This is a genomic window from Photobacterium sp. GB-56 (assembly GCF_003026105.1).
Classification (GTDB): Bacteria; Pseudomonadota; Gammaproteobacteria; order Enterobacterales; family Vibrionaceae; genus Photobacterium.
The window spans coordinates 1-26107 of the sequence record NZ_PYNW01000006.1 but is presented as its reverse complement, the minus strand read 5'-3'; the positions used below and the strand labels follow the sequence as shown (position 1 = coordinate 26107).

Genomic DNA, 26107 nt, shown 5'->3' with positions numbered 1-26107 from the left:
ATGTAAGACAATCATCGGTATTCAGAGAAAACAGGATAGAAACATGGTCGCAGTTCGCGGTGCGCATTTAAAGGAAAATACCACATTTGAGCTTGTCTCGTGGGTCGAGAGTTTACGTCAAGATGCAAAAGTATCGAGTCGGATAGAAGGAACATATCAGCGCTGTATTGAACTTGCCGCTGAACAAGAAAACGGTCCGTTACTGTTGTGGCGTGGTCGTGAGTTAGTTGAAATCCTTGTCACCTTGAGTATGGATGCCGATACGTTAATTGCGGCCTTGTTATACCCATTAGTGGAAGGCGGTTGTTACAGCAATGAAGCGTTAAAAGAAGAATATAGCGGGACAATTTTACATTTAGTTCAAGGTGTTGAACAAATGTGTGCAATCAGCCAGTTAAAATCAACGGCGGAAGAAACTGCGCAAGCCGCGCAGGTGGATAATATTCGTCGCATGCTACTTTCTATGGTGGATGATTTCCGTTGCGTGGTTATTAAATTGGCTGAACGTATCTGTAATTTACGTGAAGTGAAAGATCAGCCAGATGAAGTACGCCGAGCTGCAGCGCAAGAATGTGCCAACATTTATGCACCATTAGCAAACCGTCTTGGTATTGGTCAGCTTAAATGGGAAATTGAAGATTACGCGTTCCGTTATCAGCATCCAGATACCTACAAGCAAATTGCTAAGCAGTTATCTGAGCGTCGTATTGATCGTGAAGATTACATTACTCATTTTGTTGATGATTTATCTGACGCGATGAAAGCATCAAATATTAAAGCAGAAGTACAAGGTCGTCCTAAGCATATTTACAGCATTTGGCGTAAAATGCAGAAGAAAAGCTTAGAATTTGATGAGCTTTTTGATGTTCGAGCGGTACGTATTGTTGCTGAAGAGCTACAAGACTGTTACGCCGCATTAGGTGTGGTGCACACCAAATACCGTCACTTACCGAAAGAGTTTGATGACTATGTTGCTAACCCAAAACCGAATGGTTACCAGTCTATCCATACTGTGGTGTTAGGCCCTGAAGGTAAAACCATTGAAATTCAGATCCGTACTAAGCAAATGCATGAAGAGTCTGAATTAGGGGTTGCGGCACACTGGAAGTACAAAGAAGGTACAGCATCAGGCGGTGCACAGTCGGCTTATGATGAGAAAATCAATTGGCTGCGTAAATTATTAGCATGGCAAGAAGAAATGTCAGATTCTGGCGAAATGCTCGATGAGCTTCGTAGTCAGGTATTTGATGATCGCGTTTATGCTTTCACTCCTAAAGGGGATGTGGTTGACTTGCCATCGAATGCAACACCGCTTGATTTTGCTTATCATATTCACTCTGAAGTGGGTCACCGTTGTATTGGTGCCAAAGTAGAAGGGCGTATTGTTCCTTTCACTTATCATCTTCAAATGGGTGATCAAGTTGAGATCATCACGCAAAAAGAGCCGAATCCGTCACGAGATTGGTTAAACCCTAACTTAGGGTTTGTGACATCTAGCCGTGCTCGTGCCAAAGTGCATGCGTGGTTCCGTAAGCAAGATCGTGATAAGAATATTATTGCGGGTAAAGAGATCTTAGAAGCTGAGCTGGTAAAAATTCATGCAACATTAAAAGATGCGCAATATTATGCGGCAAAACGTTTTAATGTGAAATCGCCTGAAGAGCTATATGCGGGGATTGGCAGTGGTGATTTACGTATTAATCAGGTGATCAACCATATTAATGCGCTAGTGAATAAACCAACAGCTGAAGAAGAAGATCAGCAGCTTTTAGAAAAGCTATCTGAGGCAAGTAATAAACAAGCCACAAGCCACAAAAAACCGCAACGTGATGCTGTTGTTGTTGAAGGTGTTGATAACCTGATGACTCACCTTGCGCGTTGTTGTCAGCCTATTCCTGGCGATGATATTCAAGGTTTTGTTACACAAGGTCGTGGTATTTCTGTTCACCGTATGGATTGTGAGCAGCTTGAAGAGCTTCGTCATCATGCGCCAGAGCGTATTATTGATACGGTTTGGGGCGGTGGTTTTGTCGGTAACTATACCATTACCGTGCGTGTGACGGCTTCTGAGCGTAATGGCTTATTGAAAGAATTAACCAATACTTTAATGAATGAAAAAGTGAAAGTAGCGGGAATGAAAAGCCGAGTTGATTATAAAAAGCAAATGTCTATCATGGACTTTGAACTTGAATTAACTGATTTAGAAGTGTTGGGACGTGTACTTAAACGCATCGAACAAGTTAAAGATGTTGCCGAGGCTAAACGTTTATACGGTTAATTAACTGATTAAAATATAAATTAAGGGGAGCAATATGCTTCCCTTTTTATTTATTACGACATAATGAATAGTAGTAATTATTAACGCGCACATCTTAAAATGGAATAATTTATTAATTTAATGATCTAAAATAAGACTTGATGTTGACTCATATATAATAGACCGATAGTATTCTATTAACTTTAAAATAAAGACTCAGTATGTATTTATCTCAATTACATAAAATATTATATGCATTATTTATAGCAATATTACTGTTAAGTAGTAGTGTGAATGCTGCGTATATGAGTCAAAATGTTCAAGTCTCTAATGTTGCTAATTTAGCAAGTAATATTAAGAGCGAACTGCAATACCAGCAAACGGCTACTCAACAATCTCATCACTGTAGTTTGCAATGTGAGAATAGTTGTAATGATTGTTCACAGTGCTCATGTTGTCGAGTACTGCCTCGTACTGGCAGTAATCCATTTCATCTACTCTCTTTTCCTCCGCTGCTTATCACTCGTGTCAGTAAGCTGTTACCGATTGAATATCTTCAAGAGTCGCTTGTTCTTGCCGTTATAAAATCAATTTATCGCCCTCCTATTGCCTAATAGTTTGCTTATTTCTGGATCTAAATTGGATTCAAAGTAAGTGTTAATTTCACAAATTAATTATCCCATCTTAATTATATAGATGAGTGATGATTGTTATTAATTAATGATGTTGCTTTATAAATAAAGCGGCAAGAGAACTATTATGAAAAATTTACTATTAAAATTATTAACTAAAAATAGTATTACGAGTGTTTTATTACTTATTTCAATGTTTCTTATTCCTGATAATAATTTTATCAATGTACCTAGTGATGACATCAAACAATTGCTGTTTTTTATTCTTTGCCTGCAGGGAATGAAAGTGGGTGCAGATAAAGTAACGTTTAAATAATTAACGGGGGTATTATGAAGTCGAATGTATTAAGCATGATTAGAGAAAAAAGTCTTACAATAGTACTGTTATTGTTAATGTCATTTCTGTTGCCAAACTATGCGTTAGCAGAGTCTTATAGCGTAGATTCTTCTAATCACACGTGCTCTCATCGCTCTGATTGCCAACACCATGATTCACATCACCAAGGGTGTAGACACCATCGCCATGATTCACATCAACATCGATGTGAGAATCATCATTATGATGGCGATAATGGACATGAAAGTTGTGATCATGCTAGAGATCATCATAAGCAACATGAACATTGCCAACATGATGATGATTGATCGTTGCTATGAATTTCTAAATTAGTTTTCTAGTATTAACTATCGAAGTTTTGGCACTTTTAAAGTTAGAAGCTTAAAGCGCCATTTTAAAGAGTTGGTGGTATGGATAATAAACAGGCGTCTCAAATGGAACAATTATTAGCAATTATGTCTCAGTTGCGAGACCCACATCGTGGTTGTCCGTGGGATTTGAAACAAAACTTTGATTCAATCGTTCCCTATACCCTTGAAGAAGCCTATGAAGTGGCTGATGCCATCGAGCAGAAAAACTGGAACGATGTAAAAGAAGAATTAGGTGATTTATTGTTCCAAGTTGTTTTTTATAGTCAGATGGCCAAAGAACAAGGGTTGTTTGAATTTGACGATGTAGTGGCAGGCATAAGTGAAAAGCTGGTCCGTCGCCATCCCCATGTTTTTAGTGATGCTGATTTTGATGATGAAGCAGCCGTTCAACAAAACTGGGAAGCCGAAAAAGCCAAAGAGCGCGCAGCTAAAGAGCAAGATGAGAGCTTGCTTGCCAATATTCCAAACGCATTACCGGCATTAATGCGTGCTGATAAAATTCAAAAACGCTGCGCGAATGTTGGTTTTGATTGGGATGAATTAGCACCAGTGGTTGATAAGGTAAAAGAAGAGCTTGATGAAGTGATGGACGAAGTGATTCAAGCGGTGCCAGAACAACAACGAATAGAAGAAGAGCTCGGTGATCTACTATTTTCAGTGGTGAATTTAAGTCGTCATTTAAAAGTAAAACCAGAGATGGCATTACAAAAAGCCAATAAAAAATTTGAAAAGCGTTTTCGCCAAGTGGAAGAAAGTGTGCTAGAACAAGGAAAGATCATTAGTCAGTGTTCATTAACTGAGCTAGATGAAGCATGGAATCGTGTTAAAGAGAAAGAAAGTAAAAACCAGTAATTAAAAATTCAGCATGATTTTTAAATGCATTATACCATTATGGTATTGTTCTGCTTGTTAAAGCTTGATATTTCAGTTCATAACGCTTACTTGATGTGAAGCAAAAAAAATCAAATGGCGGTGTGATAGTTTTCACGTTGTGGCGATAAATGGTGTCTGGTATACTAATTTCCCGTCCAGATACATTTATCCTCTACACCAATCTTCCAGGTTAAACATGACTACGAATTACATTTTTGTTACGGGCGGAGTAGTTTCCTCTCTAGGTAAAGGCATTGCTGCTGCATCACTTGCAGCGATTTTAGAAGCACGTGGTCTTAACGTGACTATGATGAAGCTTGACCCTTACATCAACGTTGATCCAGGCACAATGAGCCCAATTCAACACGGCGAAGTATTCGTTACGGAAGACGGTGCAGAGACTGACCTAGACTTAGGTCACTACGAGCGTTTCATTCGTACCAAGATGACTAAGCGTAATAACTTTACAGCTGGTCGCGTGTACGCAGACGTATTACGCAAAGAGCGTCGTGGTGATTACTTAGGTGCAACGATTCAGGTAATTCCTCATATCACGAATGAAATCAAATCTCGCGTGTTAGCGGGTGCTGAAGGTCATGATGTAGCAATCGTTGAAGTAGGCGGTACTGTGGGTGATATTGAATCACTCCCATTTATGGAAGCTATTCGTCAATTAGCCGTAGAGCAAGGTCGTGAAAACACCATGTTCATGCACTTGACACTTGTTCCTTACCTAGCAGCGGCTGGCGAAGTGAAAACTAAGCCAACTCAGCACTCAGTAAAAGAACTTCTTTCTATTGGTATTCAGCCAGACATCTTAGTGTGTCGTTCTGATCGTATGATCCCTGCCAATGAGCGTGCAAAAATTGCCCTGTTCTGTAACGTGCAGGAAAAAGCTGTTATCTCAATGAAAGATGTAGATTCAATCTACAAAATCCCACAATTAATTAAGTCTCAAGGTCTTGATGATTTAGTGTGTAAGCGCTTTGGTATTACAGCACCAGAAGCTGATCTTTCTGAGTGGGAACAAGTTATTTATGAAGAAGCGAACCCTACCTCTGAAGTCGTTATTGGTATGGTTGGTAAGTACATTGAACTGCCAGACGCATATAAGTCAGTTAACGAAGCACTTAAACACGCGGGCCTGAAAAATCGTCTATCAGTAAAAATCAAATACATCGATTCTCAAGATGTTGAGTCAAAAGGTACAGAAGTACTGGCTGGCCTTGATGCAATCTTGGTTCCAGGTGGTTTTGGTAGCCGTGGTGTTGAAGGTAAGATCCTTACTGCTCAATACGCACGTGAAAATAATATTCCATACCTAGGTATTTGTTTAGGTATGCAGGTAGCATTAATCGAGTTTGCTCGAAATGTAGCCAAAATGTCTGATGCGCATTCAACTGAATTTAATGCTGAAACTAAATATCCAGTCGTTGGTCTTATTACTGAGTGGATTGATAGTGAAGGTAAAGTTGAAGAGCGTACTGAGAAATCAGATCTAGGCGGTACAATGCGCCTTGGCTCTCAGCTATGTCATCTACAAGATGGTTCTAAAGCGCGTACGTTATACGGTCAGCCAACGATCCATGAGCGTCACCGTCACCGTTACGAAGTAAACAACACTTTACTACCTAAGCTTGAAAAAGCGGGTCTAAAAGTATCTGGTTTGTCTGCTGACAAGAAACTTGTTGAAATTATTGAAGTTCCGAATCACCCTTGGTTCGTAGCTGCACAGTTCCACCCTGAGTTCACATCGACACCTCGTGATGGGCACCCATTGTTTGAAGGTTTTGTAAAAGCGGCGGGTGCATACCACCGTGGTGAGCTTAACCAGTAAGGATTACTGATAGCTGTAGTTGTTATGGCTACAGCTATTTTTTTAGCTTTTAATTTGAAGATAAAGCAAGAGGAAACACAATGTCTAAGATCGTTAAAGTTCTAGCTCGTGAAATCATTGACTCACGTGGTAACCCAACAATTGAAGCTGAAGTTCACCTAGAAGGTGGTTTCGTAGGTATGGCTGCTGCGCCATCTGGTGCTTCAACTGGTTCTCGTGAAGCTCTAGAGCTTCGTGATGGTGATAAATCTCGTTTCCTAGGCAAAGGCGTTCTGAAAGCTGTTGCTGCTGCAAATGGTCCAATCGCTGAAGCACTAATCGGCCAAGATGCAAAAGACCAAGCTGCAATCGACCAAGTTATGATCGACCTTGACGGTACTGAAAACAAATCAAACTTCGGTGCTAACGCAATCCTAGCTGTATCACTAGCTAACGCAAAAGCAGCTGCGGCATCTAAAGGCATGCCTTTATTCGAGCACATTGCAGAGCTAAACGGTACTGCTGGTCAGTTCTCTATGCCTCTACCTATGATGAACATCATCAACGGTGGTGAGCACGCAGATAACACTGTTGATATTCAAGAGTTCATGATTCAGCCAGTAGGTGCTAAGACACTTCGTGAAGCTGTACGTATGGGTTCTGAAGTATTCCACAGCCTAGCTAAAGTTCTTAAGTCTAAGGGCATGAGCACAGCGGTAGGTGACGAAGGTGGTTTCGCACCAAACCTAGAGTCAAACGAAGCTGCTCTTAAAGCAATTAAAGAAGCTGTTGAAGCTGCAGGTTACGAGCTAGGTACTGATATTACTCTAGCAATGGACTGTGCTGCATCTGAGTTCTACAACAAAGAGCAAGGTATCTACGATCTTAAAGGTGAAGGTAAGCAATTCACTTCAGAAGAGTTCAACTACTTCCTTAAAGATCTAACTGAGAAGTTCCCAGCGATCGTTTCTATCGAAGATGGTCTAGACGAATCAGATTGGGCTGGCTTCAAGCACCAAACTGAACTACTAGGTGACAAAATTCAACTAGTAGGTGACGATCTATTCGTTACAAACACTAAGATTTTCGCGGAAGGTATTGAGAAAGGTATCACTAACTCAATCCTAATCAAGCTTAACCAAATCGGTTCTCTAACTGAAACTCTAGCTGCTATTAAGATGGCTAAAGACGCTGGTTACACTGCTGTTATCTCTCACCGTTCAGGCGAGACAGAAGACGCAACTATCGCTGATCTAGCGGTAGGTACTGCTGCAGGTCAAATCAAAACGGGTTCTATGAGCCGTTCTGACCGTGTTGCTAAGTACAACCAACTTATCCGTATCGAAGAAGCACTAGGTGAGCGTGCTCCTTTCAACGGTCTTAAAGAAGTTAAAGGCCAAGCTTAATTTTTTATTAAGCGATGATTGAGTTTACTCAATTTGGTAAATAAAACCGCCTTGCAAGAGGCGGTTTTTTTATCGCTAAAATAAAAAACGCATCACTAAGCGGCATCAATATTTATGCAGGAATCAATGCTTATTTTGTATTGTTGTCATGAATGCTGTTTTTATTTTCAACAAAAAGAAGGGCTAAGTAAGGGAGATGTAAAGTCTCATGGCATAATAGTAGTCACCATTGACTGATTATGGGATTATTGCTGACTCGCAAAATGTATTCCAATTATTTAGGTTTATTCAATAATCGGAATGCAGCTTGCTGTTTAAAATTATGTCGCAGGGAGAAGTATGCGCCTGTTTATTATTGTATTATTGGTTCTTATCGCTTGGCTACAATATGATTTCTGGTATGGCAAAAACGGTATGAAAGAATTTACCGCTGTCACAGAGAGCGTAAGCTTACAACAAGCCGCTAATGCCGAATTACATCAGCGTAATCAGCAAATGTATGCGGAGATCAAAGATCTTCATGGCGGCAAAGAAGCTGTGGAAGAGCGTGCACGTACCGATCTTGGTTTGGTAAAACCAGGGGAAACATTTATTCGTGTTGTTAGTGATAGTAACTAATTACATATTTTAGTTAAGTGATGAGATAACCTTTCATGATCGATAAATGCATTGCTATTGTACCTGCTGCAGGGATTGGTAGCCGAATGGCCGCTGATCGTCCTAAGCAATATTTAACGATTGCTGGTAAAACTATTCTAGAACATTCGGTTGAGCGGTTATTAAGCTTGCCTGAAGTCCAACATGTTGTGGTTGCGGTGAGTAGGAACGATCCTTACTTTTCAACGTTACCATTAGCGAGCGATCCTCGCATCACTGTGGTTGATGGTGGTAATGAGCGTGTGGATTCGGTATTTTCAGGCTTAGCTGCAATCAATGATGATAACGCTTGGGTGATGGTACATGATGCCGCTCGCCCTTGTGTACGTATCGAAGATCTTCGTCAATTAATGGCTGCGGCTGAAACGTCTGAATATGGTGCAATCCTTGCCACGCCAGTACGCGATACCATGAAACGCAGTACTGTTAATTCAAATACACGAGCAGTGATTGATCACACCGTTGACCGTGAGCAACTATGGCATGCATTAACACCTCAAATGTTTCGTGTCGGTCAGCTACGTGATGCGTTAACGACCGCTTTAGCAAAAAAGGCGGTGATCACTGATGAAGCCTCTGCGCTTGAATTTTGTGGTTTTTCCCCCGTGTTGGTGAAAGGGCGTGCGGATAATCTAAAAGTAACCCAACCTGAAGATTTAGCTTTAGCTGAGTTCTACCTACGACAATTATTAAAGGAATAACCATAATGCGAATTGGTCATGGTTTTGATGTTCATAAATTTGGTGGTGAAGGCCCGGTAATTATTGGTGGGGTAGCGATCCCTTATGAGCAAGGTCTGATCGCTCATTCTGATGGTGATGTTGCACTACACGCGGTATGTGATGCATTACTTGGCGCAATAGGCGCAGGGGATATTGGTCGTCATTTTCCCGATACAGATGCGGAATGGGCTGGTGCTGATAGCCGATTTTTATTACGTGATGTCTACAGTAAAGTTAAAGCACAAGGTTACAGACTTGGTAATGTAGACGTTACTATTATTGCACAAGCGCCAAAAATGGCGCCGTATATTGATGCGATGTGTCAAGCGATTGCAGACGATCTGGAAACAGATATCACCAATGTAAATGTTAAAGCAACGACCTCTGAACGTTTAGGTTTTACTGGACGTAAAGAAGGCATTGCTTGTGAAGCGGTTGTTTTAATTAAAAAGGTATCTTGAGCTTATGTCTCACTCCAACACTGCAGAAAATATAATGGATTGTTTTAATTGGCTACATGCAAAGCCAATCTGTCACGGACGTCTTAAAGCCAGTCCTCAGGACTTCATCGTTAATGAAGAACTTGGTTTTAAATTTAGCGGTACAGGCGAGCACCTGATGGTGAAAATTCGCAAAGTCGGTGAAAACACCAAATATGTAGTGAATGAGTTAGCTAAAGCATGTGGTGTTAAATCACGTGATGTTAGCTGGGCTGGGTTGAAAGATCGCCATGCAATCACTGAGCAATGGTTAAGCGTTCACTTACCGGGTAAAGCTGATCCTGATTTAAGCCAATTTGAAGCTGAACATCCAGGTGTCGAAATTCTTGAAGTGACACGCCATGATAAAAAATTACGCCCAGGTGATTTAGCGGGGAACTGGTTCCAATTACGCCTTACTGATCTAGATAACCTTAATGCATTAACTGAGCGTCTGGAAATGATCAAAGCACAAGGTGTTGCAAACTATTTTGGTGAGCAGCGTTTTGGTCATGGTGGTAATAACGTGGTTAAAGCACGTGCTTGGGGCAATGATGAATTCCGTGTACGTGATAAGAGTAAGCGAAGTTTTTACTTATCAGCAGCACGTTCTTGGATGTTTAACCAAGTATTATCAAAGCGAATTGAGCAAGGTTTAACCTCAACCATTATGGCAGGCGATTGCTTACAAATGGCAGGCGATGAGCGCACGTTTGTTGCTGATGTGGTAACTGATGGACTCCAACAGCAAGTCAATAGTGGCGAGGTAGCTATTACCGGTCCGTTGCTTGGTGATAATGCTCTGCCAACTCAAGCTGAAGCACAAGCATTTGAGTTAGCAATTGTTGAACAAGAACCTGCATTGGTTAAGCTTGTTCGAGATAACCGAATGCGTCATGATCGTCGCGCATTATTATTAATGCCTAATAATATGCAATGGCATTTTGAAGACAAAGATTTGATTGTTTCATTTGCTCTGCCTGCTGGTAGTTTTGCCACCTCGGTAGTGCGTGAGTTAATCATGCCACTTAACTCTGAGGTTGTGAATGATGAGAATATTGATCAGCAATGATGATGGCATTTTTGCCGAAGGCATCAATACACTTGCAAAAGAATTAAGCCAACTGGCCGATGTAATTGTGGTTGCACCCGATCGAAATCGATCGGGTGCTTCAAATTCATTGACCTTAGATTATCCACTGCGTATTCGACAAGAAGCTGAAAACCGTATTTCAGTACAAGGAACGCCAACTGATTGTGTGCATTTTGCACTGAATGAATGGTTGGATGAACGTCCCGATATTGTCGTTGCAGGGATCAATCATGGCGCTAATTTAGGTGATGACGTGCTGTATTCCGGTACTGTGGCAGCGGCAACAGAAGGGCACTTTCTAGGTGTTCCTGCTATTGCAGTATCACTTGTTGGTAATACACACTTTATAACGGCAGCAAAGGTTGTGAAACAAGTGATTGAACAGCTATCTAAGCAGCCATTACCCAGCAACAATATATTAAATATTAATGTTCCTGATGTGCCTTTTGAGCAACTTAAAGCTTGGCAAGTCACTCGTCTTGGGGCAAGACATCGTGCTGAAAATATGATCAAAGAGCATGACCCAAGAGGCCAACCACTATATTGGTTAGGCCCTCCTGGTCAATGCCAAGATGCTGGTATTGGTACTGACTTTTATGCGATAGAGCAAGGAGCGGTATCAATCACGCCTCTACAAGTCGATTTAACCGCGCATGATGCCATGGTTGGAATTGAGGGCTGGATGAAAAATGTGGAGATCCAGTAGTCATGCGGTATCAAAATCAAGTAGATAGCTTGATAACATTTTTAAACAATAAAGGGATAAGTAATCAACGTGTTCTCAATGCGATTGCAACAGTGCCTCGAGAGCGTTTTATTGATGAAGCTTTTTCCTATCAGGCATACGAAAACAATGCGTTACCCATAGGTAGCGGACAAACGATTTCTCAGCCTTATATTGTAGCAAGGATGACAGAGTTACTAGGGTTAACCTATCAATCCTCTGTATTAGAGATTGGTACTGGCTCTGGATATCAAACCGCCGTATTAGCACAGCTGGTTGAGCATGTTTATTCGGTTGAACGAATTAAAGCGTTGCAGTGGCAGGCCAAACGACGTTTCAAGCAGTTAGAGTTACATAATATATCAACCAAACATGGCGATGGCTGGCAAGGATGGGCAAGCAAAGGTCCCTTTGATGCGATTATCGTGACAGCTGCAGCAAGTGAGATCCCCCAGAGCTTACTTGCTCAACTTGTTGATGGTGGACGATTAATTTTACCTGTTGGTTGTCAACAGCAAGAATTGAAATTGATTGTTCGAAATGGCGAAGCATTTTGCGAAACCGTGATTGAACCCGTAAGATTTGTGCCTTTATTGGCTGGAGATTTGGCTTAAACCATGAATACAGAGTGTATGATGAAAAAAATAATTCAACCTTCCTTGTTAGCGGTGACGAGTATGATCCTGCTATCAGCTTGTAGTAGTCATACACCAGCACCGGTTGCCAATCTCAGCAAAGATTACTCACAATTAGAGCGTGGTAGTTTTAAAGGAAATTCATACACGGTAAAGAAAGGAGATACGTTATATTTTATTTCCTATGTTACGGGGCAAAATGTAAAAGATATTGTGAAAATCAATAATCTATCAGAGCCTTATATTATCTATCCAGGCCAGCGTTTAGTGCTCTCTAGTGGAAGTAATAGTTCATCATATAGTTCTTCAACGCCTCCTGTTGTGGTCAAGCCTCCTGTTGTAAATACCACTCCAACAACACCGAAAAAGCCAGTTGTTAAACAACCAGAGCAAAAAACAACCAATAAAACGGTTGCACAGCCAAAACCAAAAGAGTACTCTGAAAACTCAAAAGTTAACAAACCTGTAACAACTAAGCCAAGTACAAGTTCAGCAACATCTAAATGGGCTTGGCCTGTAAAAGGGAAAATTATTGCTGGTTTTTCTAATTCAGATAACGGCAATAGAGGTATTGATATTGCAGGTACGCGAGGAGAAGCTATTAAGGCGACTGCCGCAGGTCTTGTTGTATATGCTGGTGATGCGCTACCGGGTTACGGTAATTTAGTCATTATTAAGCATGGTGAAGACTACTTAAGTGCTTATGCACACAACGACAAAATTTTCGTAAAAGAACAACAACAAGTAAAAGCTGGGCAAAAGATAGCTTCCATGGGAAGCACTGGGGCTAGCAGTGTAAGGCTACACTTTGAAATTCGCTATAAGGGTAAATCCGTCGATCCGATGCGTTATTTACCGAAGTAAAAAGTGAAAGATCAATGATGCAGTAATAAGAGATGACATGATGAAGTTGTAATGTCTTGCTAACTCGCCATCTGGGAGGCGCTATGAGTAGAAGCAGCACAGCCACAAACCTTGATTCATTCACTTTAGACGAAGAACTGGATATTGATGTACCAGCACCTACGTCTGCTGATGATAGTTCTGAAACTACCGCAGCATCACCTGTAACCGATGATACAGATGATGCTGAACTTGCCAAATATGAGTCCACTCAAAAAGCACTGGATGCAACTCAACTCTATCTCGGTGAAATTGGCTATTCGCCCTTACTTACCGCAGAAGAAGAAGTATTGTATGCGCGACGCGCATTAAGAGGCGATGAAGTCGCCCGTAAACGTATGATTGAAAGTAATCTTCGTTTAGTGGTTAAAATATCACGCCGTTATAGTAACCGAGGACTTGCGTTACTTGACTTAGTCGAAGAAGGTAATTTAGGCCTGATCCGCGCGGTTGAGAAGTTTGATCCCGAGCGTGGATTCCGTTTTTCTACCTATGCTACATGGTGGATCCGTCAAACGATTGAACGGGCTATCATGAATCAAACCCGTACTATTCGGCTGCCAATCCATGTCGTTAAAGAGCTCAATGTCTATTTACGTACAGCACGTGAATTAGCACAAAAGCTGGATCATGAGCCAACGGCAGAAGATATCGCTCAACAACTGGAAAAACCGGTTGATGATGTGAACCGTATGCTGCGCTTAAATGAGCGTGTGAGCTCGGTCGATAATCCGATCGGTGGGGATTCTGAAAAAGCACTGCTTGATATTATTCCTGATGAGAAAGGTGGCAGTCCTGAATCATCAACCCAAGACGATGATATAAAAAACTCGATTGTTCACTGGTTACAAGAACTCAACCCTAAACAACGTGAAGTGTTAGCGCGTCGATTTGGCCTATTAGGTTATGAAGCCTCAACATTAGAAGATGTGGGACGAGAAATTGGTTTAACCCGTGAACGAGTACGTCAAATTCAAGTTGAAGGCTTACGACGTTTGCGTGATATGTTGACTCATCAAGGATTAAATATCGAATCACTATTTAATCAAGAAGTTTAGATTTAATATGGCTTTAACAATTATTTAAATCACTTTTTAAGAGCCAGTAATGAATTTAAAGTAATAAAAAAGGACGCTTCAGCGTCCTTTTTTGTATCTGATTTTAATGTTGTTTAATTAAAGCAGCGCCTTTAAACGATAGAGCTCATCAAGTGCTTGACGTGGTGTTAACTCATCAGGATTAACGTTTGCTAAAGCTTCTTCTACTTCACTCGGCTCTGGGATCAAACTTAATTGATGCTCTTCTTTAGGTGCGCCCGTTGTGATCTCGCTAGGTTGCAGAGCTTGTTGGTGACCTGATGCCTCCAATTGCTGTAGTTTGATCTTAGCGCGTTTAATCACCGTCTTAGGCACCCCAGCTAAGCTCGCTACCGCTAAACCATAAGACTTGCTTGCGGCACCTTCTTGTACAGCATGCATAAAGGCGATTTCATCACCATGCTCAACGGCATCAAGGTGAACGTTAGCTAGCCCTGTTAACAGTGATGGCAGCTCGGTTAATTCAAAGTAATGAGTCGCAAAGAGTGTCATGGCTGAGATTTTATCAGCGAGCCATTCCGCACTTGCCCATGCCAGCGATAAGCCGTCATAAGTACTGGTACCACGACCAATTTCATCCATTAAGACTAAACTTTGCTTGGTCGCATTGTGAAGGATATTTGCCGTCTCTGTCATTTCAACCATGAAAGTTGAGCGACCTGATGCTAAGTCATCAGAGGCACCAATACGGGTAAAGATGCGATCTAATGGACCAATTTTTACCGCCTCAGCTGGGACAAAAGAGCCAACATGCGCCATTAACGCAATTAATGCGGTTTGGCGCATATAGGTTGATTTTCCCCCCATATTAGGACCCGTGATGATTAACATACGACGGTCTTGATGTAGCGAAATAGGGTTGGCGATGAAGGGGTCACTTAGCACATGCTCAACGACAGGGTGACGACCTGCTGTGATTTCGATGCCTGTTTCTGTCATTAACTCAGGGCGACAGTAATTAAGGCTATCAGCACGTTCAGCAAGGTTGGTTAATACATCAAGCTCTGATAATGCACTTGCCGCATTTTGCAGTTGTTCAAGATGAGGCAATAGCTTATCAAACAGCTCTTCCCATAATTTCTTCTCAAGAGCGAGTGCTTTTGATTTAGAGTTTAATACTTTATCTTCATGCTCTTTAAGCTCAGGGATGATGTAACGTTCTGCGTTTTTCAGTGTTTGGCGACGAACATAATGACTTGGTACTAAGTGACTTTGACCACGGCTTACTTGAATAAAGAAACCGTGCACTTGGTTGAAGCCCACTTTTAGGCTGTCGATGTCGTGACGTTCGCGTTCACTGGCTTCTAATTCTTCTAAGAATTTAGTTGCGCCATCTGCTAAATCACGCCACTCATCAAGTTCTGCGTTATAACCCGGTGCAAGAACGCCACCATCACGAATGATAACCGGTGGATTTTCAATAATGGCATGCTCAAGTAATTCACATAGCTCGTCCATCGGCGCTGCGTGAGTGGCTAAGTCGTTAATGCGTGTTTGGGGTATTTCCGCTAATAATTCAGCAAGTTCTGGTAGATACTGCATTGCCGTTCGCATGCGTGCTAAATCGCGAGGACGTGCTGAACGTAATGCAAGACGCGCAAGAATACGTTCTAAGTCACCCATGTGACGCAAGACGCCTGATACATCGACAAACATGCCGCTATTTTTAAATGCTTCAATGGCATCTAGGCGACCATTTAATTGTTTTTGATCGCGAATAGGTTGGTGAAGCCAGCGTTTTAATAAACGGCTTCCCATCGGCGTTGCGGTTTGATCGAGGACGGCTGCTAGCGTGTTATCGTAGCCTCCGGCAAGGTTTTGCGTTAACTCTAAATTGCGACGTGTCGCAGCATCTAAGATAACCGCATGATCTTTAGTATCTAAAGTGATTGCACGAATATGTGGTAATGCCGTACGTTGGGTGTCTTTGACATATTGCATTAAACAGCCAGCCGCACATAGCCCTAACTCCGCATTCTCAACCCCAAAGCCGATTAAGTCACGGGTACCAAATTGCAGAGTGAGTTGCTGGCGCGCGGTATCTAATTCAAACTCCCAAATAGGGCGACGACGTTTGCCTTTAAACGGTTCTACTAAATGTAGGTAGGTAAAATCTTCAGGATAAAGTAGTTCAGCAGGGCTAGTACGTTGTAATTCAGCCTGCATTTCTTCTTCGCTGTTTGGCTCTGTGAGCATGAAGCGACCAGAGGTGATATCTAATGTTGCGTAGCCAAATTTATTATTTGCAGTATAGATAGCGGCAATTAAGTTATCACGTCGCTCGTTGAGTAACGCCTCATCACTGACCGTACCTGGCGTGACGATACGTACGACTTTACGTTCAACAGGGCCTTTACTGGTAGCCGGATCACCAATTTGCTCACAAATCGCAACAGATACACCTTGCTGAACCAATTTAGCTAAATAACCTTCAACCGCATGGTAAGGCACACCGGCCATCGGAATAGGCTCGCCATTGGTTGAGCCACGTTTGGTTAGCGAAATATCAAGCAGTTGAGAGGCACGTTTCGCATCATCAAAAAACATTTCATAGAAATCACCCATGCGATAGAACAATAATATATCAGGGTTCTCAGCTTTGATTCTTAAGAACTGCTGCATCATAGGTGTATGTTTTTCTAAGCCTTTTATCGTCACGATATTGCCTACTCTTGCTTGAACGTGGTCATGCCGACATAACAGCATGACCCATGAATATTTGATCGCTAAGGATACGTGAATCTGGCTATAGGGCAAAGTAGCGAAATACGTTTTTTTAGATATTTGCATTAGCCTTAGATAGGGGTAAAGTCGAGAAAAGAAATTGTAATTCGTATTATGAAACGAAAAATCGAGAGCATTTCACGTTGATAGCGCTAGCAAGGAGTAAATAAAAATGAATATAGAACAACTTGCGACAGATTTAGGTCAGGCATTAAAAAATAAAAATTGGGTTGCAACGACAGCGGAATCTTGTACTGGAGGTGGTGTTGCTTATGCGATCACTGAAATTGCGGGCAGCTCTGCTTGGTTTAATCGCTCGTTTGTTACCTATAGCAACGAAGCAAAGCAAGAAATGTTAAGTGTTTCTAGCGCGACGTTAGCAGAATTTGGTGCGGTAAGTGAAGCTGTGGTATTTGAAATGGCTTGTGGCGCATTAGCGGCTTCACGGGCAGATATCAGTGTGGCGATCAGTGGCATTGCTGGCCCTGATGGTGGTAGTGAAGAAAAACCTGTGGGTACTGTCTGGTTTTGTTGGGCTGATGTAACGGGTTGGCGACAAACAACATGTTGCCACTTTGAAGGCGATCGAAAAAATATACGATTACAAGCGATTGCTAAGGCATTGTCTGTCATGCTTGAACGAGCATCAAGTGTGGTGGAGTAGCACAAGGCTAATGCACATTTAACAAAAAAATTATGATCATCTATAGACACTGTATGAATAGACAGTATACTAGGCGGCATAGAAATACTTCACTCATTTCATTTTAGCATCCGTTGGAGAGTCGAATGGACGACAACAAACAAAAGGCTCTTGCCGCAGCGTTAGGCCAGATTGAGAAGCAGTTCGGTAAAGGTTCAATCATGAAGTTGGGCGATAACCGTACTATGGATATCGAAACCATTTCAACTGGTTCATTATCGTTAGATATTGCACTCGGTGCTGGTGGTTTACCGATGGGACGTATTGTAGAAATTTACGGTCCAGAATCATCTGGTAAAACAACCTTAACCCTTGAAACGATTGCAGCAGCTCAGCGTAAAGGAAAAACCTGTGCTTTCATCGATGCTGAACACGCACTTGATCCTATCTATGCGCAGAAGCTAGGTGTTGATATCGATCAGCTATTAGTTTCTCAGCCAGATACAGGTGAGCAAGCGCTTGAAATTTGTGATGCATTAGCTCGCTCTGGCGCGGTTGATTTAATCGTTGTTGACTCAGTGGCTGCTCTAACACCTAAAGCTGAAATCGAAGGTGAAATGGGCGACTCACACATGGGTCTACAAGCACGTATGCTTTCACAAGCGATGCGTAAGTTAACGGGCAACCTTAAGCAGTCAAACTGTATGTGTATCTTCATCAACCAAATCCGTATGAAGATTGGTGTGATGTTCGGTAACCCTGAAACGACTACTGGTGGTAATGCACTGAAGTTCTATGCTTCTGTTCGTCTTGATATCCGTCGTACTGGCGCAATCAAAGAAGGAGACGAAGTTGTTGGTAACGAAACACGTATTAAAGTAGTTAAAAACAAAATTGCAGCACCGTTTAAGCAAGCTGAAACTCAAATTCTTTATGGTCAAGGTTTCAACCGTAACGGCGAGCTCATTGATTTGGGTGTTAAGCATAAGTTAGTAGAAAAAGCGGGTGCTTGGTATAGTTACCAAGGTGATAAAATTGGTCAAGGTAAGGCAAACTCTTGTAAGTACTTGGTCGAAAACCCTGCAATTGCTGCAGAAATTGAGAAAAAATTACGTGACTTGCTACTAACACCTGTGACTGAGGGTGATCAAGTTGACGAGAAAAATAGTGATATTGAAGAAGACGAAGCATTCTAAATTACGTTAATTCGTATCAAGAAACCCAATCTTAGGATTGGGTTTTTTTATATCTGGTGTATTTTAGTTATAGAATGAAAATTAGATCCTCCTTAGTGTTGTATTTTGTTTTAATATAAATGAACGTTATTTTTTACTAAGCTATAACGGTAACTCATTGATATCGCTTAATAGGTATATAGAAAGTGAAAGACGGTTTTTCGTTATTACATTGGACAGGACGCATTTTTAAGCGTTTCGCGTTATGGCTCTATAGTATTAGGCATATTTTTGTCGCATTATTTGTATTGGTTAATAGCGGTTTAATTTTCCATACTATTTATGGTTTACCGATTGATTTGATCGCGATCTTTAATGTGAAAGATTATGAGCAAATTAACCATAGTTTTTTAACTAACGCGCCTTATTTCATGCTGGGTGTATTTATAGCTTTAAGCTCTATTGGACTCTTTTTTAGAGCTCGAATATCGTGGATGATCAGTTTCACTTTAATGATCATCGATACGCTTTATACCGCGCATATCCACCCTGATCAGACCTATAATATTCACTATGGCTTAATTTCTTTATTAATTTTATTTCTAGTTCGTCGCCATTTTTCAAGAAGCAGTGTTGCTGCGGGTAGTATTTTTGCGTTGATCAGCGTGATCACGTTAATGCTCACGTCAACCTATGGTGCGCTGTATTTTGGAGATGGTTTTGACCCTAAAATTACCTCATTATTGACCGCGTTTTATTACGCGATAGAAACTATGTCGACAGTGGGGTATGGTGATATTGTTCCCGTTTCGGAGCCTGCACGATTATTTACTATCTCAGTCATAGTGTCTGGTATCACGGTCTTTGCTACATCGGCGACATCAGTATTAGGTCCTGTTGTTCATAGTGGTTTTGAGCGACTTGTTAAAGGTAATACTAAAAAAATGAATAGAACTAATCATTTTATTATTTGTGGCTTATCTAGCCTTGCAATCAATACAATAAAGCAACTGTCTTCTCGTAAACAACCAATCACCGTGATCGTATCTCCTCGCACTCAACAAGCAGCGAAGGATTTACTTGAAGATTTAGATGTTGTAGTGGGGGATTACAGCGACGGTGAGATCTTAACTCAAGCCGGTGTTATGAATGCAAAAGCGGTGCTCGCATTAAGTGATGACGATGCTGATAATGCTTTTATTGTGCTGTCAGCGATTGAATTAGAAAGCAGTGCACGTACGGTTGCATTGGTAAATGACAGTAAAAATATTAATAAAGTGAAAAGTGTGAATCCTGATATTGTGATTTCACCGCAGCAATTTGCTAGTGATATTTTAGCGCGGGTGTTAAATGGTGAAAGTATTGATAGTGATTCGATCGTTTCTTCACTTCTTAACTCTGTTCAAGGCTTATCAGCAAAAGAGATCTCGAAATAGGTAGCCGAAAAGTGTTTATCTCATAAATTACGCGAACGTCTCATTCAATCCTGAGCTATCACCTACCAAATGCATTAAATAATCGGATTATTTAATGCATTTTCCCATATAACATTTTCAGTTATTGCTGCCGTTGTTTTACAATAGCCCCCAAAAAATTTATCTTAGTTCGATTACTCAGCTCGACCTTTTAACTAAAGTATGTTTTTCATACCCAAAAAGGCGAGGAGGAAGATCACATAAGTATGATTTTCTGTCTTTCAATAAAGCATTAATTCAGGATTTGCCAATGTACATGAGCACTGATGAGATCCGCCGTGCGTATCTTGCGTTTTTCGAGAGCAAAGGCCACCAAATAGTGGAAAGCTCCTCTCTTGTACCTGCGAACGACCCAACATTGTTGTTCACAAACGCGGGTATGAACCAATTTAAAGATGTTTTCTTAGGTTTAGAAAAGCGCAGCTACACGCGAGCGACAACGGCTCAGCGCTGTGTACGCGCAGGTGGTAAGCATAACGACCTTGAAAATGTAGGTTTTACAGCGCGTCATCATACATTCTTCGAAATGTTAGGTAACTTCAGCTTTGGCGATTACTTCAAGCATGATGCAATTGCATACGCTTGGGAATTTTTAACCTCTGTTCTTAAACTGCCAGCTGATCGTTTGGTTGTGACTGTGTATGAAACCGATGACGAAGCATTTGAAATCTGGAACAAAGAAATAGGTATTCCAGCTGATCGTATCGTGCGTATCGGTGATAAGAAAGGTGGCAAGCCTTTTGAGTCTGACAACTTCTGGCAGATGGGGGATACAGGTCCTTGTGGTCCATGTACAGAAATTTTCTACGATCACGGTGATCACATTTGGGGTGGACGTCCAGGTACACCAGAAGAAGATGGTGACCGTTTCATCGAGATCTGGAACAACGTATTTATGCAGTTCAACCGTCAAGCTGACGGTACAATGGAACCGCTACCTAAGCCTTCTGTTGATACCGGTATGGGTATTGAGCGTATTGCTGCAATTATGCAAGGCGTACACTCAAACTACGAAATCGACATTTTCCAAACGCTAATCAAAGAAGCGGCGAAAGTGATCGGCTTTGACGATCTGTCTAACCAATCACTACGCGTTGTGGCTGACCACATCCGTTCATGTGCTTACTTGATCTCTGATGGTGTTATGCCGTCAAACGAAGGTCGTGGTTACGTACTTCGTCGTATTATCCGTCGCGCAGTGCGTCACGGTAACAAGCTAGGCGCACAAGGTGCATTCTTCTACAAGCTTGTAGGTCCACTTGCTGAGATCATGGGTACCGCTGGTGAAGAGCTAAAAGCACAGCAAGAACTAGTAGAAAAAGTTCTTAAGATTGAAGAAGACAACTTTGGTCGTACTCTTGACCGAGGTTTGACAATTCTTAACGAAGCACTAGATAACTTAGACGGTAAAGTGCTTGATGGTGAAACAGTATTTAAACTATACGATACGTACGGTTTCCCTGCTGATTTAACCAACGATGTTGCTCGTGAGCGTGGCTTCACTATTGATGAAGACGGTTTTGAAGCGGCAATGGAAGAACAACGTCAACGTGCTCGTGATGCGGGTAACTTTGGTGTTGATTACAACACAGCAATCAAAGTTGATGCTGAAACAGAATTCTGTGGTTACAGCGCAACAGACGGTGAAGGTGAAATTGTTGCCCTATACCGTGATGGTGTTGCTGTTGATAGCGTAAATGCAGGTGAAGAGGCGCTAGTCGTACTCACGAATACACCATTCTATGCAGAGTCAGGTGGTCAGTGTGGTGATAGCGGTATTCTTACTGCTGAAGGTGTACTGTTCAACGTTGCTGATACGCAAAAGTTTGGTGCAGCAATTGGTCATAAAGGTCAAGTTGCTGAAGGTACACTAACTGTTGGTCAAAAACTAACAGCGTCTGTAGATTCAACGCGCCGTGCAGCAATCAGCCTAAACCACTCAGCAACACACCTAATGCACGCAGCACTGCGTAACATTTTGGGTGAGCATGTGGCTCAGAAAGGTTCATTAGTCAAAGCTGATGGTCTACGTTTCGATTTCTCTAATCTAGAAGCCGTTAAACCAGAACAACTACGCGCTGTAGAAACCATGGTTAACGACCAAATCCGTGCTAACCATGCGATTGAAACCAATATCATGGACATCGAAGCGGCGAAAGCGAAAGGTGCAATGGCACTATTTGGCGAAAAATACGATGATGAAGTACGCGTACTAAGCATGGGTGAGTTTTCAACTGAGCTTTGTGGTGGTATTCACGCAACTCGCACTGGTGACATTGGTCTATTTAAGATCCTATCTGAAAGCGGTATCGCGGCTGGTATTCGTCGTATCGAAGCGGTAACAGGCGCTGCGGCAATTGAAGCGATGCATAACGAAGATGTAATGCTAGCTAAGACTGCTCGTCTAGTGAAATCTGATTCAGCATCAGTTGTAAGCAAAGTGGAAGCATTAGTTTCGCACAGCAAGCAACTTGAAAAAGAGATCCAACAATTAAAAGATAAGTTAGCGGCACAAGAAGGCGCAACACTTATCAATCAAACACAAGAGATTAATGGCGTTAAAGTTTTAATCGCAAAACTTAATGGCGCAGATAATAAAGCACTTCGTGGCATGGTTGATGAACTTAAAAATCAGCTAGGCAGTGGTGTTGTTCTACTTGGTAATGTAAGCGACGACAAAGTAGGCTTAATTGCAGGTGTAACAAAAGATCTTATTGGCAAAGTTAAAGCGGGTGAACTAGTTAACCTAGTTGCTCAACAAGTTGGCGGCAAGGGCGGTGGTCGTCCTGATATGGCGCAAGCTGGTGGTACAGATGCTGCAGCATTACCTGCAGCACTAGAAACCGTTGCACCATGGCTAGCTGATAAACTGTAATTACTGGAGAGGTAATGTGGCACTATTAGTGCAGAAATTTGGTGGAACATCGGTTGGCTCAATAGAGCGAATTGAAGCGGTGGCTGAGCGTGTGATAAAAGCACGCCAGTCTGGCCATCAAGTTGTCGTTGTTCTTTCTGCGATGGCTGGAGAGACCAATCGTTTATTAGGTCTAGCCAAGCAAATAGACGAAATACCAACACCACGTGAGCTAGATGTATTGCTTGCAGCGGGAGAGCAGGTGTCAATTGCCTTGTTAGCCATGGCATTGAATAAACGTGGCTACAGTGCGGTATCGTTGATCGCTGATCAAGTTGTTATTCGAACAGATAATGCATTTAATAATGCCACTATTCGTGAAGTTGAAACGCAGCGAATAACCGCATTACTTGGCGACGATAACATTGTTATTGTCGCTGGCTTTCAAGGTCGTGATATTGATGGCAATATTACGACATTGGGGCGCGGTGGTTCTGATACCACCGCAGTAGCGATTGCAAGTGCGTTAGATGCAGACGAATGTCAGATCTTTACTGATGTTGATGGCGTTTATTCTACCGATCCAAGAATTGTTCCTACAGCAATACGACTCGATGTCATTCATTTTGACTACATGACGTCAATGGCTCGTTTGGGTGCGAAAGTACTACAGCTACAATCTGTTGAGTATGCTTGCCAGCATCGCGTTCCACTTCGTGTACTTTCTTCTTTTGATGATAGTGAAGGGACGCTAGTAAATTTTGATAGTATGGTTTCATCAACTATTATTGGTATCGCGTTACAAAATCAACATGCGTTGCTTGAAATAGCGCTTCCAGAAACTGAGATCAGCAAACATTTAGCATTATTTGGTGGAACTGCGTGGATTATTGCTCATGCAAGTGATGAGAATAAATCACAAATAGTTGTTGTAAATGATGATATTGCACGCTTGAAGCTAGTTTTTGATAGTAAAATGCGCCATATTGGTATGGTCTCCATTCTTTCCTTAGTAGGAGATAACACGGAACACTATTTGGATTCAGTTCAAAAGGTGTTAAAGGAGGCTAACATTAAAGTGCATACTTACCAGAGTGACAAACAATGTTTATCTTTGTTAATTAATGATGATGATCATGTCGCTGCTGTAGATTTAATCCATAAAAGGTTTGTGGTTGACGGCCAAAGTCTGGATAATCAATCATATCTCGCTGTTTCTTGAGCAGTGGCTATTTACGAAGTCGTAAATAATATTGGATAGTAAACGTTAAATTCTTATAAGATTGAGATGACTCAAGGAGCACATAAATGTTAATTTTGACACGTCGCGTAGGTGAAACCCTAATGATCGGTGATGAAGTGACCGTAACTGTTTTAGGCGTTAAAGGTAACCAAGTACGTATTGGTGTTAATGCACCTAAAGAAGTATCTGTTCACCGCGAAGAAATTTATATGCGAATTCAAGCGGAAAAAGAAACAGACTCTCAGGGTTCTGGTAACTATTAATTTGAAGAAGGTCTGGTATAAAACTAGGCCTTTTTTGTATTTGTAATAAATGAATGCGTTTAAATATTTATTTAATCGCGAGTAATTACAGGCCCCATTAAGTTAAAAGTAAGTGAATAATTCAACGCTTACGTTGTATAAATTACCTCATTGATTATTAAGTACGCATGCGGTTCGTGATTGTCATTTTTTATCAATAAAGTGATTGACTTATTTTTGGCTGACAGTAATATGAGCCCCCGAAAGACGGTGAGGTGGCCGAGAGGCTGAAGGCGCTCCCCTGCTAAGGGAGTATACGGTTTATCCCGTATCGAGGGTTCGAATCCCTCCTTCACCGCCATCTTTCAACTTGTTTTATCTTGATAAGATAAGTTAGCCATTAAGGCATTTAGTGCGCGCGTAGCTCAGCTGGATAGAGTACCTGGCTACGAACCAGGCGGTCGGAGGTTCGAATCCTCCCGCGCGCACCATTATTTAGAGTGATGAGTGGTAAACTTGTTATTCGCACCGATTTGTGTGGTGAGGTGGCCGAGAGGCTGAAGGCGCTCCCCTGCTAAGGGAGTATACGGTTTATCCCGTATCGAGGGTTCGAATCCCTCCTTCACCGCCATTATTATTGATGGCAACCTTGTTGATATCAATATGGTGTTTCTTTAGCGAGAAGCACCCAGTGCGCGCGTAGCTCAGCTGGATAGAGTACCTGGCTACGAACCAGGCGGTCGGAGGTTCGAATCCTCCCGCGCGCACCATTATTTAGGATGATGAGTGGTAAACTTGTTATTCACACCGATTTGTGTGGTGAGGTGGCCGAGAGGCTGAAGGCGCTCCCCTGCTAAGGGAGTATACGGTTTATCCCGTATCGAGGGTTCGAATCCCTCCTTCACCGCCATTTATTTTGCTTTCGTCAACGATTATCGCAAGGTAAGGTTTGTCGACTGCACTATTTCCTTTTATAGCTCAAAGGAATATCTTTCTCTAAGAAAGAACAGTGCGCGCGTAGCTCAGCTGGATAGAGTACCTGGCTACGAACCAGGCGGTCGGAGGTTCGAATCCTCCCGCGCGCACCATTATTTAAAAGTGATAAGCCTAACGCTTGTTGCTGTTACACCGATTTAGTGCGCGCGTAGCTCAGCTGGATAGAGTACCTGGCTACGAACCAGGCGGTCGGAGGTTCGAATCCTCCCGCGCGCACCATTTTTAAAAGTGATAAGCCTCAATGCTTGTTGCTATTACACCGATTTAGTGCGCGCGTAGCTCAGCTGGATAGAGTACCTGGCTACGAACCAGGCGGTCGGAGGTTCGAATCCTCCCGCGCGCACCATTTTTAAAAGTGATAAGCCTCAATGCTTGTTGCTATTACACCGATTTAGTGCGCGCGTAGCTCAGCTGGATAGAGTACCTGGCTACGAACCAGGCGGTCGGAGGTTCGAATCCTCCCGCGCGCACCATTATTTAAAAGTGATAAGCCTTAAAGCTTGTTGCTGTTACACCGATTTAGTGCGCGCGTAGCTCAGCTGGATAGAGTACCTGGCTACGAACCAGGCGGTCGGAGGTTCGAATCCTCCCGCGCGCACCATTACTTAAAAGTGATAAGCCTCAATGCTTGTTGCTGTTACACCGATTTAGTGCGCGCGTAGCTCAGCTGGATAGAGTACCTGGCTACGAACCAGGCGGTCGGAGGTTCGAATCCTCCCGCGCGCACCATTTTTAAAAGTGATAAGCCTTAAC

At 42.1% G+C, this 26107-nt stretch carries 22 protein-coding genes and 11 tRNA genes; 32 read left to right on the top strand and 1 reads right to left on the bottom strand.

Annotation, left to right across the window (positions count from 1 at the left end; all coding sequences use genetic code 11):
- Positions 1-43: 43 nt before the first annotated feature.
- The 15 genes from relA (at position 44) to rpoS (ending at position 13963) form a co-directional block, all read left to right on the top strand.
- Entirely contained in the window at positions 44-2278 is a 2235-nt protein-coding gene (gene relA, locus C9J42_RS10160; protein WP_107301981.1) for a GTP diphosphokinase, read from the top strand.
- Positions 2279-2562: 284 nt separating this feature from the next.
- The gene (locus tag C9J42_RS10155) at positions 2563-2871 is read left to right on the top strand and encodes a hypothetical protein (RefSeq protein WP_146144059.1); all 309 of its coding nucleotides are present in this window, start codon (positions 2563-2565) and stop codon (positions 2869-2871) included.
- A gap of 145 nt (positions 2872-3016) precedes the next feature.
- On the top strand, positions 3017-3205 hold the full coding sequence (locus C9J42_RS10150; RefSeq protein WP_107206631.1) for a hypothetical protein: 189 nt from the start codon (positions 3017-3019) through the stop codon (positions 3203-3205).
- Between the two features lie 14 nt (positions 3206-3219).
- Positions 3220-3534, top strand: coding sequence for a hypothetical protein (locus C9J42_RS21430; protein ID WP_146144299.1), 315 nt, complete (start codon positions 3220-3222; stop codon positions 3532-3534).
- A gap of 102 nt (positions 3535-3636) precedes the next feature.
- A complete protein-coding gene (gene mazG, locus C9J42_RS10140; RefSeq protein ID WP_107206632.1) occupies positions 3637-4449 on the top strand; it encodes a nucleoside triphosphate pyrophosphohydrolase in 813 nt (270 codons plus the stop codon).
- Positions 4450-4666: 217 nt separating this feature from the next.
- On the top strand, positions 4667-6307 hold the full coding sequence (locus C9J42_RS10135; RefSeq protein ID WP_107206633.1) for a CTP synthase: 1641 nt from the start codon (positions 4667-4669) through the stop codon (positions 6305-6307).
- 80 nt (positions 6308-6387) lie between these two features.
- Positions 6388-7692: a phosphopyruvate hydratase gene (gene eno / locus C9J42_RS10130; protein ID WP_005371469.1), complete on the top strand. Its 1305-nt coding sequence runs from the start codon at positions 6388-6390 to the stop codon at positions 7690-7692.
- Between the two features lie 339 nt (positions 7693-8031).
- A complete protein-coding gene (ftsB, locus tag C9J42_RS10125; protein WP_005371471.1) occupies positions 8032-8310 on the top strand; it encodes a cell division protein FtsB in 279 nt (92 codons plus the stop codon).
- Positions 8311-8345: 35 nt separating this feature from the next.
- Positions 8346-9050: a 2-C-methyl-D-erythritol 4-phosphate cytidylyltransferase gene (ispD, locus tag C9J42_RS10120; RefSeq protein ID WP_107206634.1), complete on the top strand. Its 705-nt coding sequence runs from the start codon at positions 8346-8348 to the stop codon at positions 9048-9050.
- Positions 9051-9055: 5 nt separating this feature from the next.
- Positions 9056-9532 carry a 2-C-methyl-D-erythritol 2,4-cyclodiphosphate synthase gene (gene ispF / locus C9J42_RS10115; RefSeq protein ID WP_107287294.1) on the top strand — a complete coding sequence of 159 codons (477 nt, stop codon included), beginning with the start codon at positions 9056-9058 and terminating at the stop codon, positions 9530-9532.
- Positions 9533-9566: 34 nt separating this feature from the next.
- Positions 9567-10622 (top strand): tRNA pseudouridine(13) synthase TruD, encoded by a 1056-nt coding sequence (gene truD / locus C9J42_RS10110; RefSeq protein WP_107260270.1) that lies wholly within the window; start codon positions 9567-9569, stop codon positions 10620-10622.
- Positions 10600-11349, top strand: coding sequence for a 5'/3'-nucleotidase SurE (surE, locus tag C9J42_RS10105; RefSeq protein WP_107206636.1), 750 nt, complete (start codon positions 10600-10602; stop codon positions 11347-11349). Before truD ends, surE begins: the two co-directional genes overlap by 23 nt.
- 2 nt (positions 11350-11351) lie before the next feature.
- Positions 11352-11981, top strand: coding sequence for a protein-L-isoaspartate(D-aspartate) O-methyltransferase (locus C9J42_RS10100; protein WP_005371478.1), 630 nt, complete (start codon positions 11352-11354; stop codon positions 11979-11981).
- Between the two features lie 21 nt (positions 11982-12002).
- Positions 12003-12866 carry a peptidoglycan DD-metalloendopeptidase family protein gene (locus C9J42_RS10095; protein ID WP_107206637.1) on the top strand — a complete coding sequence of 288 codons (864 nt, stop codon included), beginning with the start codon at positions 12003-12005 and terminating at the stop codon, positions 12864-12866.
- An 83-nt stretch (positions 12867-12949) separates the two neighbouring features.
- Positions 12950-13963 (top strand): RNA polymerase sigma factor RpoS, encoded by a 1014-nt coding sequence (rpoS, locus tag C9J42_RS10090; protein WP_107206638.1) that lies wholly within the window; start codon positions 12950-12952, stop codon positions 13961-13963.
- A 117-nt stretch (positions 13964-14080) separates the two neighbouring features.
- Here rpoS and mutS read toward each other — a convergent pair whose 3' ends face one another.
- Positions 14081-16660 (bottom strand): DNA mismatch repair protein MutS, encoded by a 2580-nt coding sequence (mutS, locus tag C9J42_RS10085; protein ID WP_107301980.1) that lies wholly within the window; start codon positions 16658-16660, stop codon positions 14081-14083.
- Positions 16661-16898: 238 nt separating this feature from the next.
- On the opposite strand from mutS, the gene pncC reads away from it, so the two are divergent.
- The 17 genes from pncC to C9J42_RS10000 all read left to right on the top strand — a co-directional run bounded on the left by pncC (position 16899) and on the right by C9J42_RS10000 (position 26083).
- Positions 16899-17390 (top strand): nicotinamide-nucleotide amidase, encoded by a 492-nt coding sequence (gene pncC, locus C9J42_RS10080; protein ID WP_107206640.1) that lies wholly within the window; start codon positions 16899-16901, stop codon positions 17388-17390.
- Between the two features lie 125 nt (positions 17391-17515).
- Positions 17516-18565, top strand: coding sequence for a recombinase RecA (gene recA, locus C9J42_RS10075; RefSeq protein WP_107246402.1), 1050 nt, complete (start codon positions 17516-17518; stop codon positions 18563-18565).
- A gap of 185 nt (positions 18566-18750) precedes the next feature.
- Positions 18751-19980, top strand: coding sequence for a voltage-gated potassium channel protein (gene kch, locus C9J42_RS10070; RefSeq protein WP_107206642.1), 1230 nt, complete (start codon positions 18751-18753; stop codon positions 19978-19980).
- 289 nt (positions 19981-20269) lie between these two features.
- Positions 20270-22894, top strand: a complete 2625-nt coding sequence (gene alaS, locus C9J42_RS10065; protein ID WP_107301978.1) for an alanine--tRNA ligase — start codon at positions 20270-20272, stop codon at positions 22892-22894.
- Positions 22895-22910: 16 nt separating this feature from the next.
- The gene (locus tag C9J42_RS10060) at positions 22911-24095 is read left to right on the top strand and encodes an aspartate kinase (protein ID WP_107206644.1); all 1185 of its coding nucleotides are present in this window, start codon (positions 22911-22913) and stop codon (positions 24093-24095) included.
- Positions 24096-24181: 86 nt separating this feature from the next.
- Positions 24182-24379 (top strand): carbon storage regulator CsrA, encoded by a 198-nt coding sequence (gene csrA / locus C9J42_RS10055; protein WP_005371488.1) that lies wholly within the window; start codon positions 24182-24184, stop codon positions 24377-24379.
- A gap of 248 nt (positions 24380-24627) precedes the next feature.
- A tRNA-Ser gene (locus tag C9J42_RS10050) sits at positions 24628-24719 on the top strand.
- Positions 24720-24772: 53 nt separating this feature from the next.
- Positions 24773-24849 (top strand) — tRNA-Arg (locus tag C9J42_RS10045).
- A 48-nt stretch (positions 24850-24897) separates the two neighbouring features.
- Positions 24898-24989, top strand: a tRNA-Ser gene (locus C9J42_RS10040).
- Positions 24990-25051: 62 nt separating this feature from the next.
- Positions 25052-25128 (top strand) — tRNA-Arg (locus tag C9J42_RS10035).
- Positions 25129-25176: 48 nt separating this feature from the next.
- A tRNA-Ser gene (locus C9J42_RS10030) sits at positions 25177-25268 on the top strand.
- A 101-nt stretch (positions 25269-25369) separates the two neighbouring features.
- Positions 25370-25446 (top strand) — tRNA-Arg (locus tag C9J42_RS10025).
- 50 nt (positions 25447-25496) lie between these two features.
- Positions 25497-25573, top strand: a tRNA-Arg gene (locus C9J42_RS10020).
- Positions 25574-25623: 50 nt separating this feature from the next.
- A tRNA-Arg gene (locus C9J42_RS10015) sits at positions 25624-25700 on the top strand.
- Positions 25701-25750: 50 nt separating this feature from the next.
- Positions 25751-25827, top strand: a tRNA-Arg gene (locus tag C9J42_RS10010).
- A 51-nt stretch (positions 25828-25878) separates the two neighbouring features.
- A tRNA-Arg gene (locus C9J42_RS10005) sits at positions 25879-25955 on the top strand.
- 51 nt (positions 25956-26006) lie between these two features.
- Positions 26007-26083: transfer RNA gene (locus tag C9J42_RS10000), tRNA-Arg, on the top strand.
- Positions 26084-26107 lie beyond the last annotated feature (24 nt).